This is a genomic window from Frankia tisae, assembly GCF_025403405.1.
In the GTDB taxonomy this organism is placed as follows: Bacteria; Actinomycetota; Actinomycetes; order Frankiales; family Frankiaceae; genus Frankia; species Frankia tisai.
In genome coordinates, this window is record NZ_JANEZT010000131.1 from 1 (window position 1) to 16,097 (window position 16,097).

Sequence of the window (16,097 nt, forward strand, 5' to 3'; positions counted from 1 at the left end):
AGATAGAACAGGCAGGCAGCGACCAGGATGGCGACCGTCGCCCGGGCCCTCACCCGCCCGCTCCGTCGCCGCCCGGCTCAAGCCGGAGCCGGGCCCCGGCCGAGGTTGCCACGGCCAGTCGCCCCGCCTGGCGCACGCAGCAGAACAACGCGACGTGCAGGGGGCGGCCCGGCGGGAGGAGGACGCCGCCATCGATCTCGTATCGGGTGTTGGTCACCTTGCGGACCTGCGCGCGGGGATCGTCGGCGGCCGTCGGCGGTCCGTCCGGCCGGCAGACCACCATCATCTCCGTGCAGCCGGCCGGCCAGGTCCATCGCAGCCGTTCACCGGCCCACCGTAGCCCGACCGGCGAGGGAAGGGCGTCGGCGGCAGTGTCGGCGGGCGTACCGGCCAGCGCAATTGGGCCGTCGGTTCCCGGGTCGGCCTCGGTCGTCCCGGCCGGCGTCGACCAGGCGCCGCCGACGCCGGCGGCGACCTCGTAACGGGGAATCGCCCCGCCGGGCGGTGCGCCACCGTCCTCCAGGCTGTTGCCCGCGGTCACGCCGACCGCCCGGCCGACACTGTCGGCGGCAAAGCGGGTGACCCGGTAGCGCACCTCACCAGCAGTCGTCGACGGCCGCCAGCTCACCAGGACCGAACGGCCGTCCCGGTGAGCTCGCACCGCCGCCGGCGGAGCCGGGGCCGGGCCGGGCCGGCTTCTCGCGAGCAGCGTCGAGGCCTCGGCGTGGTCGGTGACCAGCGCGAGGGCCTCACCGAGCAGGCGCTCGCGGTCGACGGCACCGGCCGTGCGGGCCCGGGCGACGAGCTCGTCGGCGGTGGTGCAGCGGGCCACGGCAAGGGAAAGCAGCTCCCCGGCGAGCTGGTTGCCCGGGCCGGGCACATCGGCGGCGGTCTCGGCGAGCCGCCGGGCCGCGGGCAGCACCGCCCGGTACCGGCCGGCCGCAATCAGCGGGGCGAGGGCCGCCCAGCCGTCGCCCGCTGCCCGGATCGCGGTCTGCACCTCGTCGTCCACCGCCCGGATCGGCGGCAGGGTCTCGCCGGCGAGCTCTCGGGCGGTGGCCACGTGCTCGCCGGCCGCCACCGGCCGGCCGGCCCGCAGCGCCGCACGGGCCCGGGATACCGCCGGTCGCCAATCGTCCGCCCGGACCGGTGGCAGCCCGCCCGCCGGGGGCGGCAGCAACGGCGCGGTGACCCCCTGTTCTCGGGCGAGGGCGCCGACAACAGCACGCGCCCGCTGCGGGTCGAGGCCATCTGCCTCCGCCTCGGCGACGAGTGCGGCCGCCTCGGCCGCAAGCAGCGCGTCTTCGACGAGGACCGCCGCCGCCACCCGCGGCCGCAGCCGCTCGCTCGTCGCAGCGGCAAGCGCGTCGAGGTAGGCGTCCGGGTCGCCCTCGATCAGCAGCGCACCGACGGCGGCCAGCAGATCGTCGAGCAGAGCGCGGCGGCGGTCCGGCCGGCGGGCACGGTTGCGCATCAGCGCCTCGTCGCGCAGATGCCGGATCTGCTCGCGCGGGGCGCCAGGCGACACGCCGAGCAGGTCGAACAGGCTGCATGGCGGGGCGGACGCGGTGATCCGGCCCAGCTCGTCGAGGTCGGCCCGGATCTGACGGAGTACCTCGGCGGGAATCGGCTCAGGCCGCGGCCGGTCGGCCGGCCCGGCGGCCGGGCTCGCGGGGACGATCCGATGACGGCGGGTCCGCAGGGCGAACGCGGACTCGTCGATGCCCTGGGTCGCCGCCCAGGTCCGCAGGCCGGCGACCCGGTCGGCCGGGATGCCTCCGAACCGGGCCACGAGGCGGGTGACGGCGGCGTCCAACGCGGCGAACCGCTCGTCGTCGCGGGCGGCGCGGGCGCTGGCGACTCGATCGCGCAGGGTGAGGCGCGCGGTGCGGTCGGCGAGCGCTGTGGCCAGCTCGGTGTGCAGGTCGAGCAGGCCGATAATCACCCCACGGTAGCGGGGATGGTCCCGGCTGCGCTGCCAGAAGGCCCAGACCTCGGCGATGCGGGCGCGGATCGCCGCATCGTCGAGCGTGTCCACCTCCGCCAGCGGGATGTCGTAGATCTCGAACGGGTCGCTGTGCTCGGCGCCGCCGCGGCGGTGCACCACGGCGAGCACCCGGCGACGGTAGTCGTCGGAGTCGAAGGCCCGCATCGTCGTCCTCCCTGTCAGCCCCAGCCGCCCGGCAGGCCGCCCAGCCCGCCTGTCTGCCCGCCCAATCCGCCGGCCGGGCCACCGGACCCACCACCCGGATCCGTCGGCGGATCCGGCCGGCCGTCGACGTGCGGGAGGCCACCACGTTCCCGGCGGGCCCGGGCGACCTGCTCCCGCTCGCGGGCCACATCGGCCTGGCTCAGCGCCGCCGATGTCTCGACCCGCACCGTCAGGGGATGGTCGGCGAGGCCCTCGTGGGTGGCCGTGACCTCCAGGATGCCGTCGAAGCCCATCCGGAAGAGGATCTGGATCTGCGACCCGGCGGGGAAACCGGGCGGGATGCCGGTGATCTCGGCCTCGGCTATCACCTTGTTGTCCTCGACCCGGGTCGACTCCACCCCGCCGGCCTGCTCGACCACGTACACGGTGACGGCGTCCTGGTCGTCGCGCACCGTTCCGAAGGAGCGCCGGACCGCGATCGGAAGCCGGTCGTTGCGGTGCACCAGGAACACCGCGCCCTGCTCGCCGAGGCGGTTGAGCGCCAGCACTCCGAAGCCCCGGGAAACGACGTTGACGACCTGCACCTCGACGGTCCGGCGCACCCGTTGGGTGGGCAGGCCGAGCGCGTCGGCGAGCCGCCGGCAGGCGGCGTCCAGGTCGGCCGGGGCGGCGGCGTCCACCCCGGCGCCGTCGACGAGCTGGCCGCGGGTCACCAGATCGGCGAGCACCAGCCGTTCCAGCGCCTTCTTCTCGCCGTAGATGGCGGCCCCCCGGGCAACCGCAAGATCCGGATCGGACAGCTCTACTGGCACCCCGAACTCGGCGGCGAGGCGGCGAGTCACGGCGGGCATCCGCGAGGCGCCGCCGACGAGCAGGATCCGGTCGATCCCGCGGACCCCGCGGACCAGCGCCGCGTCGCGGGCGGCCCGGGTCAGGGCGATGGTCCGGTCGAGTAGCCCGGCGGTGAGCCGTTCCAGCTCGTCGCGGGTCAGCGGCACCTCGGTGCGGCGGCCGGCGTGCTCGACGACGACGGTCGTGGTGGGCGCGTCGGTGAGGTCCCGGCGCGCCCGTTCGGCGGCAAGCAGCAGCGCCTGGGAGCCCTCCCCCTCGTCGAGGGGGTCCGGGGCGCCCGGATGCTCGGCGAGGAACCGGTCACACAGGTACAAAACGATCTTTTCGTCCCAGTCGGCGCCACCGAGCTGATGGTCACCGTCGACGGCGACGACGGAGACCCGGCGGTCCGCGAGCTCCACGACGGTGACGTCGAAGGTGCCGCCGCCCAGGTCGTAGACGAGGGCGACCTCCTCCGCCGCGGTACCCGGCCCGCCGAGGGTACGCCGGGTACCGATCTCGAAGCGGGCGAACCCGTAGGACAACGCCGCCGCGGTCGGCTCGTTGATGACGTCGACGACGTTGAGCCCCGCATACTCGCCGGAAAGGACCGTCGCCCGGCGTTCGGTGTCCCCGAAGTAGGCCGGAACGGTGATCACGACGTCCTCGACCCGCTCGCCGGTGGCCAGCGCGGTGTCGGCGACCAGGGCCTTGAGGATCAGGCCGCTGACGGCCGGTGCGGACCAGGCCGCGCCCTGGGTGATGAACCGCCAGTCGCCGTCGCCCATCCGCCGCTTGACCAGCGAGCAGACGTCGTCGGGCCGGGCCCGGGCGAGCTCGCGGGCGGTCTGCCCGGTGAGGTAGTCGTCCGCGCCGACGAACAACACGACGCTCGGCAGCGTCAGCGCGCCGTCGGACAACGGCACGATCTGCGGCTCCCCGGCGCCCGAGACGCGGGCCAGGCAGCTGAACGTCGTGCCCAGATCGATTCCGAAGACGCTTCGGGTACCCGCCGGCGGCCGGCGGTCAACGTGTCCGACCACACCCGAAAACCTATCTTTCACGGCCGAGCGATCCCGCGGACACCCGGCGATTAATCCAGGTCGAGCAGGTGCTCCAGGCCGACGGTCAGGCCGGGACGATCGGCGATGCGCCGCACGGCGAGCAGCACGCCCGGCATGAAGGAGGTGCGGTCGTAGGAGTCGTGACGCAGGGTCAGGGTCTCCCCCGCCCCGCCGAGCAGAACCTCCTGGTGGGCGACGAGACCCGCGAGGCGTACGGCGTGCACGGGCACGCCCGCGACCCGGGCGCCGCGGGCGCCGTCAAGCGCCGTGGCCGTCGCGTCCGGGCCGCCCGGCGCGAGTCCGGCGGCCTCGCGGGCCTCGGCGACGAGCTCGGCGGTGCGCCGGGCGGTGCCGCTCGGCGCGTCGACCTTGTTGGGATGGTGCAACTCGACAATTTCGACGGAGTCGAAGAAGCGGGCGGCGCGCGCGGCGAACATCATCATGAGCACGGCGGCAACCCCGAAGTTCGGGGCGATCAGCACCCCGACCTTCGGCGCGTCACCGAGCCAGCCGCGCACCGTCGCCAGCCGTCCGTCGTCGAAGCCGGTCGTGCCGACGACGACATGCCGGCCTGCCTCGACACACCAGCGGACGTTGTCGAGCACTGCGTCCGGCGTGGTGAAATCGACGACCACCTCGGCCGCGGCGAGCGCGGCCCGGTCGTCGCCGGCGTCGAGCGCGGCGACGAGCGCGAGGTCCGGGGCGGCATCGACGGCGGCGCACACCGTCGACCCCATGCGGCCACCCGCGCCGAGAACCCCCACCGCGAGCTGCTCGCTCATGCCTGTTCCCTCCGTGGTGGGCACCGAACGCCGGCTGGCGTCGCGGTGACTGGACGCCGCCGGCCGGCCGCAGGCCCGCGCCTGGCGCCCACGGCCGAAGGTTCAGCGGGCGACGGCCGCGCCGAAGTCATGATCGTCGAACGGCCCGATGACGCCGAGGGCCCAGGGCTGCTCGACGAGCGCCGCGGCGATCCCGGTGACGTCGTCCAGCGTGACCGCGTTCACCCGGGCGATGATCTCGTCGACGGACAGGAGCTCGCCGTGAACGAGCTCGCTCTTGCCCAGCCGGCTCATCCGCGAGCCGGTGTCCTCCAGCCCGAGGACGAGGGAGCCGTGGCTCTGCCCGCGGGCGCGGTCGAGCTCCTCGGCGCTGATCCCGCGCTCGGCGATGGATCGCACCTCGTCCCGGGCGATCGCCAGGACCTCGTCAGCGCGCTTGGGAGCGCAGCCGGCGTAGACGCCGAACAGGCCGGCATCAGCGAAGTGCGACGCAAACGAGTACACCGAGTAGGCTAGGCCCCGCTTCTCGCGGATCTCCTGGAACAGCCGGGAGCTCATCCCGCCGCCCAGCGCCGTCGAGAGCACCCCGAGCGCGAAGCGACGCGGATCATGCCGGGACAGGCCGACGGTGCCCAGCACGAGGTTCGCCTGTTCGGTGGGCCGCTCGGAAACGACGATGCCGGGCGCCGGCGGGTAGTCGTAGCTGCCGGCTCGCACCCCCGACGGCTCCGCGGCCGACGTCAGGTGATCGCCGAAGGCCTCCGCGACGAGCGCGAGCACGCGATCGTGCTCCAGGTTTCCGGCGATCGAGACCACCATCGCCGGCGGGACGTAGCGGGAGCGGTAGTAGTCGGCGATGGTCTCGCGGCCCAGCCCCTCGATCGACTCGATCGTGCCGAGCACCGGCCGGCCGAGCGCCGACGCGCCGAGCATCGCCTCGGCGAAGACGTCGTGGACGACGTCGCCCGGGTCGTCCTCGTGCATGGCGATCTCCTCGAGGATCACGCCACGCTCGGCCTCGACGTCGTCGGCGGTCACCAGCGAGTTGGTGACCATGTCCGCGACGACGCCGACGGCCATCGCGAGGTCGGAGTCGAGCACCCGCGCGTAGTAGCAGGTGTACTCCTTGCCCGTGAACGCGTTGAGGTCGCCGCCGACCGCCTCGACCGACGCGCTGATCGTCAGGGCATCCCGGCTCGGGGTGCCCTTGAACAGCAGGTGCTCGAGGTAGTGGGAGCAGCCGGCGGTCACCGGGGTCTCGTCGCGCGAGCCGACGCCCACCCAGACGCCGATCGCGGCCGAGCGGACCCCGGGGACACGCTCGGTGATGACGCGCAGCCCGCCGGGCAGCACGGTGCGCAGCACCGTGCCGCCCAGCAACGACTCGCTGACGGACCCGCCCGCGAGCAGGCGGGCCACTCGCTCACCTGCGTCCGCGGCATCTCGACCCGCGGCGTCGCCGGAGCCGGCCGAGCCGGAGGAGCGGGTCAGGTCAGGCGTGGGGGTGTCGGTCACGTCGCGCCGTCAGGAGGTCGCCGCCGCGTCCGCGGCCTCGGCACTCGGGGACAGGCTGATCTTGCCACGGGCGTCGATCTCGGTGATCTCCACCTGGAGCTTCTGTCCCACGGTCAGCACGTCCTCGACCTTCTCCACCCGCTTGCCGCCCGAGAGCGTCTTGAGCTTGGACACGTGCAGCAGACCGTCCCGACCCGGGGTGAGCGAGACGAACGCCCCGAAGTTGGTGATCTTGACGATGGTACCGAGGTACCGCTCGCCGACCTCGGGCATCTGCGGGTTGGCGATCGCGTTGATCGCCGAACGGGCGGACTCCGCCGAGGGGCCGTCCACCGCGCCGATGTAGATCGTGCCGTCGTCCTCGACCGTGATCTCGGCGCCGCTGTCCGCCTGAATCTGGTTGATCATCTTGCCCTTGGGCCCGATGATCTCGCCGATCTTGTCAACCGGAATCTTCACCGAAATGACCCGCGGGGCGTGCGCGGACATCTCGTCCGGGCTGCCGATCGCCTCGGCCATGACGTCGAGGATCGCCAGCCGCGCGCCGCGCGCCTGCTGCAGGGCCGAGGCAAGCACCGAGGCGGGGATGCCGTCGAGCTTGGTGTCGAGCTGCAGGGCGGTGACGAAATCGCGGGTGCCGGCGACCTTGAAGTCCATGTCGCCGTAGGCGTCCTCGGCGCCGAGGATGTCGGTCAGCGTGACGTAGGCGTCGTCGGCGTGGACGAGCCCCATCGCGATGCCGGCGACCGGCGCCTTCAGCGGCACGCCGGCGTTGAGCAGGGACAGCGTGCTCGCGCAGACCGAGCCCATCGACGTGGAGCCGTTGGAGCTCAGCGCCTCGGAGACCTGGCGGATCGCGTAGGGGAAGTCCTCGCGGCTGGGCAGCACCGGCAGCAGCGCCCGCTCGGCCAGCGCACCGTGGCCGATCTCGCGGCGCTTCGGCGAGCCGACACGCCCGGTCTCACCGGTGGAGTAGGGCGGGAAGTTGTAATTGTGCATGTACCGCTTGGTGCGATCGGGGTTGAGCGTGTCGACCGTCTGCTCCATCCGCAGCATCGCCAGCGTCGTGACGCCGAGGATCTGCGTCTCGCCCCGCTCGAACAGCGCCGAGCCGTGCACCCGCGGGATGTAGTCGACCTCGGCGGACAGCGCCCGGATCTCGGTCGTCGACCGGCCGTCGATCCGCACGCCCTCGGTGACGATGCGGGAGCGGACGAGCTTCTTCGTCAGCGCCCGGTAGGCGGCGCCGATCTCCTTCTCCCGCCCCTCGAACTGGGCGGCGACCTTCTCGACCGCCAGCTGACGGACCCGGTCGAGCTCGTTCTCCCGCTCGGCCTTGCCGGCGATGCGCAGCGCCGCGGACAGCTCGTCGCCGACCGCGGCGGACAGCGCCTCGAGCACGTCGTCGTGGTGGTCGATGAAGACCGGGAACTCCCGCGCCGCCGCCTTGCCGGCCAGCGAGGCGAGCTCGCTCTGCGCCCGACACAGCTCGCGGATGGCCGGCTTGGCGGCCTCCAGGCCGGCGGCGACGACCTCCTCGGTCGGCGCGGGCGCGCCCCCGGCGATCAGCTCCACCGTGCCCGGTGTGGCCTCCGCCTCGACCATCATGATCGCAACGTCGGAGCCGTCCTCGACGACCCGACCGGCCACGACCATGTCGAAGGTGGCGCGGGCCAGCTCCGAATGCGTCGGGAAGGCGATCCACTCACCGTCGACGTAGCCGACCCGGGTCGCGCCGATCGGCCCGGTGAAGGGCAACCCGGACAGGGTCGTCGACGCACTGGCGGCGTTGATCGCGACCACGTCGTAGAGCGTGTCCGGGTCGAGGGCCAGCACCGTGGCCACGACCTGGATCTCGTTGCGCAGCCCCTTGGCGAACGAGGGGCGCAGCGGCCGGTCGATGAGGCGGCAGGTGAGGATCGCGTCCTCGCTCGGCCGGCCCTCGCGGCGGAAGAACGAACCGGGGATCCGCCCGGCGGCGTACATCCGCTCCTCGACATCCACCGTCAGCGGGAAGAAGTCGAGCTGTTCCTTGGGCTGCTTGCTGACCGTCGTCGCCGAGAGAACCATCGTGTCGCCCAGGTAGGCGACGGCGGAACCGGCGGCCTGCCGGGCCAGCCGGCCGGTCTCGAAACGCACCGTACGGTTTCCGGCCGGGGTCGCAATGACCGCCTCGGCCGCATGTGTCGAGTCGTCCACTCGAACCACTCCATCCTCTTCTTCGGCCGGGTCCACGCAGCCGATCTTGTTCTGCGGCCGGGTCCGCGTCTGAGAGGATGCCGGCGCTCAGTCGAAGCCCCCGGGGGGAGGGCGCCTGCCCACTCCCGGCGACCACGACCGAGGACCGGCGGCTCTCGCCACCACGGACCCGGTCAGATCCTCCGATCCGCCGACGGAGACCTCCGCCGGCGGGCGACGCATCTGGTATCTACCCCCGATGCGTCAGAGGGAGCGTCCCGAAGGGCCGCTCCCTCTTCGCGCTATCGCCGTAGCCCGAGTCGCTCGATCAGGGCCCGGTATCGGCCGATATCCGTCTTCGAGAGGTAGTTCAGCAACCGGCGGCGGCGCCCGACGAGCAGGAGCAGGCCCCGACGGCTGTGATGGTCGTGCTTGTGCACCTTGAGGTGCTCGGTTAGATCGCTGATCCGACGGGTCAGCATCGCGACCTGCACCTCGGGCGAGCCGGTGTCCCGCTCAACGGTGGCGTAATCGGACATGATCTTCTGCTTGACGTCGCTCGCGAGCGGCACGCTCCACCCTCTCCTTCTGCTTCGGGACGGCGCGCGCCCGGGGTCTTCCTCACCCGAACCGACCTCCGGACCACAGCCTTATCGCCGCACTGTCCGGACGCGCCGCACCCGCCTGGACCCGAAGCCTATCAACCCGAGGGGAACCGCTCGGACACCGGTGGCCCCGCGCTGGCGGGGCCATGCCGATGGCACCGCCGTGCCCGGGATCGCAGGCGCGCTCAGACGGGCAGGGTGACCGTCCTGGTCGCCTCGACATCGGCCGCCATCTGGGTGACCAGCTCGTCCACCGACTCGAAGCGCAGCGTCGGGCGCAGGCGGCGGGTGAACTCGTAGGCCAGGTACTCGCCGTAGAGATCCCCGTCGAAGTCCAGCAGAAACGCCTCCACCCGCCGCTCCCGGCCGGCGAACGTCGGATTCGTGCCGATCGAGATCGCGGCCGGCTGGCGGCGGCCGTCCCAGCAGGCGAAGCCCGCGTACACCCCGTCGGCGGGCACCGCCGCCCACGGCGTCACCTCGACGTTGGCCGTCGGATAGCCGATCGTGCGGCCACGGGCGTCGCCGTGCACGACCACGCCCTCGACCCGGTGTGGACGGGCCAGGGCCACGGCGGCAGACTCCACGTCGCCCTCGGCGACACGGCGGCGGATCTCGGTCGAGGACAGCACCTGCTCCCCCGAGCGGACCAGGCGGACCCCGTCGACCTCGAACCCCTGCCGGGTCCCGTCCACCGCCAGGGTGGCCAGCGTGCCGGCGGCCCGGTGACCGTAGGTGAAGTTCTCCCCCACCACGACCACACTGGCACCCAGTCGCTCGACCAGCATCCCGTGCACGAACTCGGCCGGTGACAGCCGGCTGAAGTCCAGGGTGAACGGCTGCACGCAGAGCGCGTCGACGCCGATCGCCGCCAACAGCTCGGCCTTGTGGCGCAACGTCGTCAGCAGGGCCGGATGGCTGCCGGGGCGGAGCACCTCACCCGGATGCGGTTCGAAGGTCAGGACGACGGCCCGCTCGCCGCGGTCGTGGGCGCGGCGCACCGCCTGCCCGATGATCTGCCGGTGTCCGAGGTGCACCCCGTCGAAGAAGCCGATCGTGACGACCCCGCCGCGCCACCCGGCCGGCGTGTTCTCCGCCCCTCGCCACGTTTGCACGGGGGAAGCCTAGGACATTCTCGCGCGGCACGGTCGAGCGCGGCCCGTCGGCAATCTCGCGCGCGGTCAAGCCGGGGCGAACACGACCAGGGAGCGGACCGCTTCGGCGCTCTCCTCGACCAGCGCCAGCACGGACCCATCCGGCCCGAACACGCCGTAGGTGCCCGGCCGTCCTACCGGCGCCAACCGGCGACCGTGGCGCACGTCGACCGCCGCGTCCCCCGCCACGTCCCGGCGCGCGAAACCGGCCGCGACGGCCTCCGCCAACGGGATGACCGCCCCCGCGCCCAGCTCGGCGAACGTGTCGAGGCTCACCGCCCGGGCGAGCCCGAACGGTCCCACGACGGTGCGCCGCAGCGCCGTGAGATGCCCCCCGCAGCCCAACGCGGCCCCGAGGTCGCGCGCGATCGCACGGATGTAGGTTCCGCTGGAGCAGCCGACCCGCACATCCAGATCGGAGCCCGCCGGGTCCGCCGCAGCGCCGTCGGATCGGCGGGCGAGCAGGTCGAAGCGGTGCACCGTGACCCGGCGGGCGGCGAGCTCGACCTGCTCGCCCGCCCGCACCCGGGCATAGGCACGCACCCCGCCGACCTTGACCGCGCTGACGCTCGACGGCACCTGGTCGATGCGCCCGGTCAGGGCCGCCATCGCCTGCGCGAGCCGCTCGGGGTCGACGTCGACGGGCCGGTCCTCGAGCGGCTCGCCCTCGGCGTCGTCCGTCGTCGTGGAGCGGCCGAGCCGGATCGTCGCGTCGTACACCTTGTCGGTGAGTGCGAGGTGACCCAGCAGCCTCGTGCCCCGGCCGAGGCCGAGCAGCAGCACACCGGTCGCCATCGGGTCGAGGGTGCCGGCGTGGCCGACCCGGCGTTGCCCCAGGATGCGCCGGGCGCGGGCGACGACGTCATGCGAGGTGAGCCCGGCCGGCTTGTCGACGACCACGAGACCGTCGACCTGCGGCCCGCCCGCCGGGCGTGCTCCCCGCGGGCTCACCGGACGCTCACCGCCGAGCCCAGGTCGGCCCGGCTCTGGCCCCTGCCCTGGCCCTGGCCCTGGCCCTGGATCTGGCCCTGGACCGGACCGGGAGCCGGGGCGGGGGTACGCCCGGCGGCGGCATCGGGCCCGGTCAGGGCGCCGCCCTCGGGGTCGGGCAGCCGCGGCGCCCGAACCAGCGCCGCCCGCACCGCTTCCATGAGCTCCGCCAGCTCCGCGCTCGTCACGAAGCCGGCGGCCAGGCGGTGGCCGCCACCCCCGAGGCCGGCGCACAGCGCACCGACGTCGACGCTCCCCCTGGACCGCACGGAGACCTTCCAGACGTCGCCCTCCTGCTTGCAGATCAGGGCGACCTCGGCCTCCGACGCCGTACGCAGGGTATCGATGAAGCCCTCGATCTCGTCGTAGTCGAGGCCCGCCTTGCGCAGGTCGGCCTGGGCGCACCAGGTCCAGGCCAGGTCGTGCTCGGGTTCCAGGCGGGCACGACCCAGCACCTCGCCGAGCAGCTTCAGGTAGCCGAACCGGTGGGTGTCCCACAGCGCACGGCTGATCAGATCGTGCCGGATGCCGGTGGCCAGCAGGCGCGCGGCAAGGCGGTGCACCGCAGGCGTCGTCGCCGCGAACCGGAACGAGCCGGTGTCCGTGACCAGGCCGGTGTAGATCGCCGCGGCCAGGTCCGCGTCCAGCGCCACGCCCAGCGCGTCGATCAGGTCGACGACCATCGCGCTGGTCGAGGCGGCCTCGCTGTCGACGAGGTTCAGATCGCCGAAACGGGTGTTGGAGGCATGGTGATCGACGACGACCACCAGGCTGCCGCTGGTGATCCGGACGAGCCGGCCGAGCCGGGACCGGCTGGCCGTGTCCAGACAGACCACGAGACCCGGCCGAGTTGTGATCGTCACCGGGTCGACGAGCAGCTCCTGGCCGGCGAGGAAGTGCAGCGTCCGGGGGACGGCGAAGGGCTCGGCATCGAACGAGACCCGCGGTCGGCCCCCGAGAGTCCGCAGCGCCAGCGCAAGGGCCAAGGCTGAACCGAGGCTGTCCCCGTCCGGATTGACGTGCGCGACGAGCAGGATGTCGTCGTCGGCGGCGACGGCCGCCGTGAGTGCGGCCACCACGGCCGCCCGATCGCCCGCCACGAGATCGCTCGCGTCGCTCATCGCTCGTCCCATCGCCGTGTCCGCGGCCCACCGGCATGCCGGTGGCTCGCACCCTTGGAGCGGCCCACCACTGTCAGCGTCCGATGGTCGGATCGCCGCCGGGTGAGGCCGGATACACCCGGTCTCCGCCGACCGCGCCGGCATCCCACGCACCGGAGTCTCGGCCGGAGGCGTCACCCGCATCGATCTCGTCGATCTCGTCGCCGAGGTCCTCGTCCAGGTCTTCCTCGACGGTCCGTGGGCGGCGATAAGGATCTTCGTCGCCCGCGGGGCGGGCGTCGCGGCGGACCTCGGCGAGTTTGGCGTCCCGCTCCCGGGCGACGCTGATCAGCGCCTCCAGGTGCTTGGCGTCGTCGGGCAGCCGGTCGTGGATGAAGGTGAGGGTCGGTGTGACCTTCACGCCGGTGGCACGGCCGACCTGGCTACGCAGCAGCCCACGGGCGGACTCGAGCGCCTCGGCCGACGCGCGGCGCTCGGCCTCGTCGCCGTACACGGTGTAGAACACGGTCGCGTCAACCAGGTCTGGTGTCACCCGCACGTCGGTGACCGTCACCATGCCGAGGCGGGGATCCTTCACGCCGCGTTCCAGCGCGGACGCGACCACCTCACGAATACGCACGGCCAGCTTCCGTGCCCGGGCCGGATCAGCCACCGTAGACCTCCTCGCTCCGTGTTACCTCGGCGTCGTTGCCGCCGCGATCGCTCCCCGCCCGGAGACGCCACGGTCATCGACCGCGCGGCTCCCCGCCGCCTGCTGGCTGCCCGATCACCGCGACGCCGGCGGGCTGGCCACCCCCGCGGTGCTCGACTCAGTCGGTGCTGTCGGCAGGCTGGCGGAACTGCCCGTCGGCGTCGTCCTCCGCCAGGCAGCGCTCGCGTGCGGCGAGAACCTCGACCTCGGGCCGTCCCGCCACCAGCTGCTCACAGGCGCGCAGGACCTCGACGCAGTGCGCACGGTCGGCGGCCACGACCGCCATCCCGATCTCGGCCCGGCGGTGCAGCTCGAGATGCCCCGTCTCGGCGACGCTGAGCGCGAAGCGTCGGCGCAGTTCGGCCACGATCGGCCGGACCACCGAACGCTTCTCCTTCAGTGAATGCACGTCCCCGAGCAGCAGGTCAAGGCTGAGAGTTCCGATCCACATGATCGCTACCCACGTTGCGGCACGAGCGGTGGGTGCCGACCGGACGCGCATGCGCCCGACCGGTCGGCACCCACCAGCGGCGTGCCTCAGGCGCGGGGAACCTCCCGCTGCTCGAAGGTCTCGATGACGTCGTCGACCTTGATGTCGTTGAACGACCCGAGACCGATACCGCACTCGTAGCCCTCACGGACCTCGGTGGCGTCGTCCTTGAACCGCTTGAGGGACTCGACCGTGAGGTTGTCCGCCACGACCACACCATCGCGGATGAGGCGGGCCTTGGTGTTGCGGCGGATGATGCCGGAGCGGACCAGCGAACCCGCGACATTTCCGATCCGCGGCACCCGGAAGACCTCTCGCACCTCGGCGGTACCGAGCTGCGCCTCCTCGTAGACCGGCTTGAGCATGCCCTTGAGGGCATTCTCGATGTCCTCAATGGCCTGGTAGATCACCGAGTAGTACCGGACCTCGACGCCCTCGCGGTCGGCCAGCTCCGTCGCCTTGCCCTGCGGGCGGACGTTGAAGCCGATGATGACCGCGTCCGACGCCGACGCCAGCATGACGTTGGTCTCGGTGATTGCGCCGACCCCGCGGTCGATGATCCGCAAACCGACCTCGTCGCCGACATCGATCTTGAGCAGGGCGTCCTCGAGAGCCTCGACCGAACCGGAGACGTCACCCTTGAGGATGAGGTTGAGCTGGGTCTTCTCGCCCTCCTTCATCCGCTCGAGGATGGTCTCCAGCGTCGGACGGCCACGGCTGAGGGCGAGCTCGGCGTTGCGCTCGCGGGCCTGCCGGCGCTCGGCGATCTGGCGAGCCACCCGGTCCTCGGGAACCACCAGGAAGTTGTCACCCGCGTCGGGGACGCTGGTGAAGCCGAGCACCTGCACCGGACGGGCCGGGCCCGCCTCGGTCACCTGATCACCGTGCTCGTCGAGCATCGCGCGGACCCGGCCGAAGGCCTCACCGGCGACCACCGAGTCGCCGACCCGCAGCGTGCCGCGCTGAACCAGCACGGTCGCCACCGGGCCACGGCCGCGGTCGAGCCGGCCTTCGATCGCGACGCCCTGGGCCTCGGTGCCCGTCGGGGCCCGCAGGTCCAGCGACGCGTCGGCCGTCAGGATGATGGCCTCGAGCAGCCCGTCGATGTTCGTCTTGTTCCGAGCAGAGACGTCGACGAACATCGTCTCGCCGCCGTACTCCTCGGCGAGCAGGCCGTACTCGGTGAGCTGACCCCGCACCTTCGCCGGGTCGGCGCCCTCCTTGTCGACCTTGTTGACGGCCACGACGACCGGCACCCCGGCCGCCTGGGCGTGGTTGAGCGCCTCGATGGTCTGGGGCTTCACGCCGTCGTCGGCCGCGACCACGAGGACCACGATGTCGGTGACCTGGGCACCGCGGGCACGCATCGCGGTGAAGGTCTCGTGACCCGGGGTGTCGATGAAGGTGATCGGCCGCTCGTCGCCGTCGACCACGGCCCGCACCTGGTAGGCACCGATGTGCTGGGTGATGCCGCCGGCCTCGCCGCCGACCACGTCGGTGAAGCGGATGGCGTCGAGCAGCTTCGTCTTACCGTGGTCGACGTGGCCCATGACGGTCACGACCGGCGGCCGGATGCTGAGCTCGACGTCGTCGCCGTACGCACCGCCGAAGGAGAGGTCGAAGCTTTCCAGCAGCTCCTTGTCCTCGTCCTCCGGGCTGACGATCTGCACTTCGTAACCGAGTGTCACGCCGAGCAGCTGCAGCGTCTCGTCGGTGCAGGACTGAGTCGCGGTCACCATCTCACCGAGCTGGGTGAAGACGACCTGGACCAGCGCGCCGGGGTTCGCGTCGATCTTGTCCGCGAAGTCGGCCAGCGAGGCGCCCCGCGGTAGACGGATGGCCTGCCCGTTGCCACGGGGGACCATCGCGCCCATCCGCGGCGCCTCCAGGCCGCTCTCCCACTCCTGCCGCTTCGCCCGCTTGGACTTGCGCTGACGGCCGGGACGACCGCGGCCACCCGGGCCGAACGCGCCCGCCGTGGTTCCGCCACGCCCGCGACCACCCGCCGCGGGACGGCCACCACCGCCGCCACCGGGACGACCCGGCGCACCGGCACCGGCGCCGCCGCCACCGCCGCCGGGACGACCGGGAGCACCGCCGCGACCGGCGAAACCACCGGGACGCGGGCCACCGCCGCCACCGCCACCGGGACGACCCGGCGCGCCGCCGCCACCGCCGCCGCCACCGGGACGACCCGGCGCGCCGCCCGCGGGACGGGGCTGGAACATGTTCGCGTTGGGCCGCGGCCCGCCGCTACCGCCCGGCCGCGGCGGCATCCCGCCAGAACCAGGGCGCGAGCCCGGGCGCGGCGGCACCCCACCCGCCGAGGGCCGAGGACCGCCGGCGCCGGGGGCGCCGGGACGCGCCCCACCCGGGCGAGGACCCGGGCGAGGAGCACCCGGTCGCGGCGGGGACGCCGGGCCGGAGCCGGACTGGCCGGCCGACTGGCGAGGCCCGGCAGACGGCGTCGTGTACGGGTTGTTGCCCGGCGCGGACGGCCGGGGGCCGGGGCGCGGACCGGGGC

At 73.1% G+C, this 16,097-nt stretch carries 12 protein-coding genes; all 12 read right to left on the bottom strand.

Features of this window, described 5'->3' with window-relative positions; genetic code table 11:
* Positions 1-49 precede the first annotated feature (49 nt).
* Positions 50-2,152: a hypothetical protein gene (locus tag NBZ85_RS14400; RefSeq protein WP_261556842.1), complete on the bottom strand. Its 2,103-nt coding sequence runs from the start codon at positions 2,150-2,152 to the stop codon at positions 50-52.
* A 14-nt stretch (positions 2,153-2,166) separates the two neighbouring features.
* Complete coding sequence (locus NBZ85_RS14405; protein ID WP_261556844.1) at positions 2,167-4,026, bottom strand: Hsp70 family protein; 1,860 nt, start codon at positions 4,024-4,026, stop codon at positions 2,167-2,169.
* A 50-nt stretch (positions 4,027-4,076) separates the two neighbouring features.
* On the bottom strand, positions 4,077-4,829 hold the full coding sequence (gene dapB / locus NBZ85_RS14410) for a 4-hydroxy-tetrahydrodipicolinate reductase (protein ID WP_261556846.1): 753 nt from the start codon (positions 4,827-4,829) through the stop codon (positions 4,077-4,079).
* 102 nt (positions 4,830-4,931) lie between these two features.
* The gene (locus NBZ85_RS14415) at positions 4,932-6,344 is read right to left on the bottom strand and encodes a M16 family metallopeptidase (protein WP_261556847.1); all 1,413 of its coding nucleotides are present in this window, start codon (positions 6,342-6,344) and stop codon (positions 4,932-4,934) included.
* A gap of 9 nt (positions 6,345-6,353) precedes the next feature.
* On the bottom strand, positions 6,354-8,543 hold the full coding sequence (locus tag NBZ85_RS14420) for a polyribonucleotide nucleotidyltransferase (RefSeq protein WP_261556848.1): 2,190 nt from the start codon (positions 8,541-8,543) through the stop codon (positions 6,354-6,356).
* Between the two features lie 281 nt (positions 8,544-8,824).
* Positions 8,825-9,094, bottom strand: a complete 270-nt coding sequence (rpsO, locus tag NBZ85_RS14425) for a 30S ribosomal protein S15 (RefSeq protein WP_136447918.1) — start codon at positions 9,092-9,094, stop codon at positions 8,825-8,827.
* A gap of 218 nt (positions 9,095-9,312) precedes the next feature.
* On the bottom strand, positions 9,313-10,242 hold the full coding sequence (locus NBZ85_RS14430) for a bifunctional riboflavin kinase/FAD synthetase (RefSeq protein ID WP_261556851.1): 930 nt from the start codon (positions 10,240-10,242) through the stop codon (positions 9,313-9,315).
* A 66-nt stretch (positions 10,243-10,308) separates the two neighbouring features.
* A complete protein-coding gene (gene truB, locus NBZ85_RS14435; protein WP_261556853.1) occupies positions 10,309-11,232 on the bottom strand; it encodes a tRNA pseudouridine(55) synthase TruB in 924 nt (307 codons plus the stop codon).
* Positions 11,229-12,392 (bottom strand): DHH family phosphoesterase, encoded by a 1,164-nt coding sequence (locus NBZ85_RS14440; protein ID WP_261556855.1) that lies wholly within the window; start codon positions 12,390-12,392, stop codon positions 11,229-11,231. The genes truB and NBZ85_RS14440 overlap by 4 nt, the downstream gene beginning before the upstream one ends.
* Positions 12,393-12,465: 73 nt before the next feature.
* Positions 12,466-13,044 carry a 30S ribosome-binding factor RbfA gene (rbfA, locus tag NBZ85_RS14445; RefSeq protein ID WP_261556856.1) on the bottom strand — a complete coding sequence of 193 codons (579 nt, stop codon included), beginning with the start codon at positions 13,042-13,044 and terminating at the stop codon, positions 12,466-12,468.
* A gap of 157 nt (positions 13,045-13,201) precedes the next feature.
* Entirely contained in the window at positions 13,202-13,534 is a 333-nt protein-coding gene (locus NBZ85_RS14450) for a DUF503 domain-containing protein (RefSeq protein WP_261556858.1), read from the bottom strand.
* An 86-nt stretch (positions 13,535-13,620) separates the two neighbouring features.
* On the bottom strand, positions 13,621-16,097 hold a 2,477-nt coding region (gene infB, locus NBZ85_RS14455; RefSeq protein WP_261562058.1), incomplete at its 5' end, for a translation initiation factor IF-2.

Coding starts and splice junctions, on each gene's coding strand:
- NBZ85_RS14450 (WP_261556858.1), bottom strand. CDS start 13,534: ATGTGGATCGGAACTCTCAGCCTTGACCTGCTGCTCGGGGACGTGCAT.
- NBZ85_RS14440 (WP_261556855.1), bottom strand. CDS start 12,392: ATGAGCGACGCGAGCGATCTCGTGGCGGGCGATCGGGCGGCCGTGGTG.
- dapB (WP_261556846.1), bottom strand. CDS start 4,829: ATGAGCGAGCAGCTCGCGGTGGGGGTTCTCGGCGCGGGTGGCCGCATG.
- NBZ85_RS14400 (WP_261556842.1), bottom strand. CDS start 2,152: ATGCGGGCCTTCGACTCCGACGACTACCGTCGCCGGGTGCTCGCCGTG.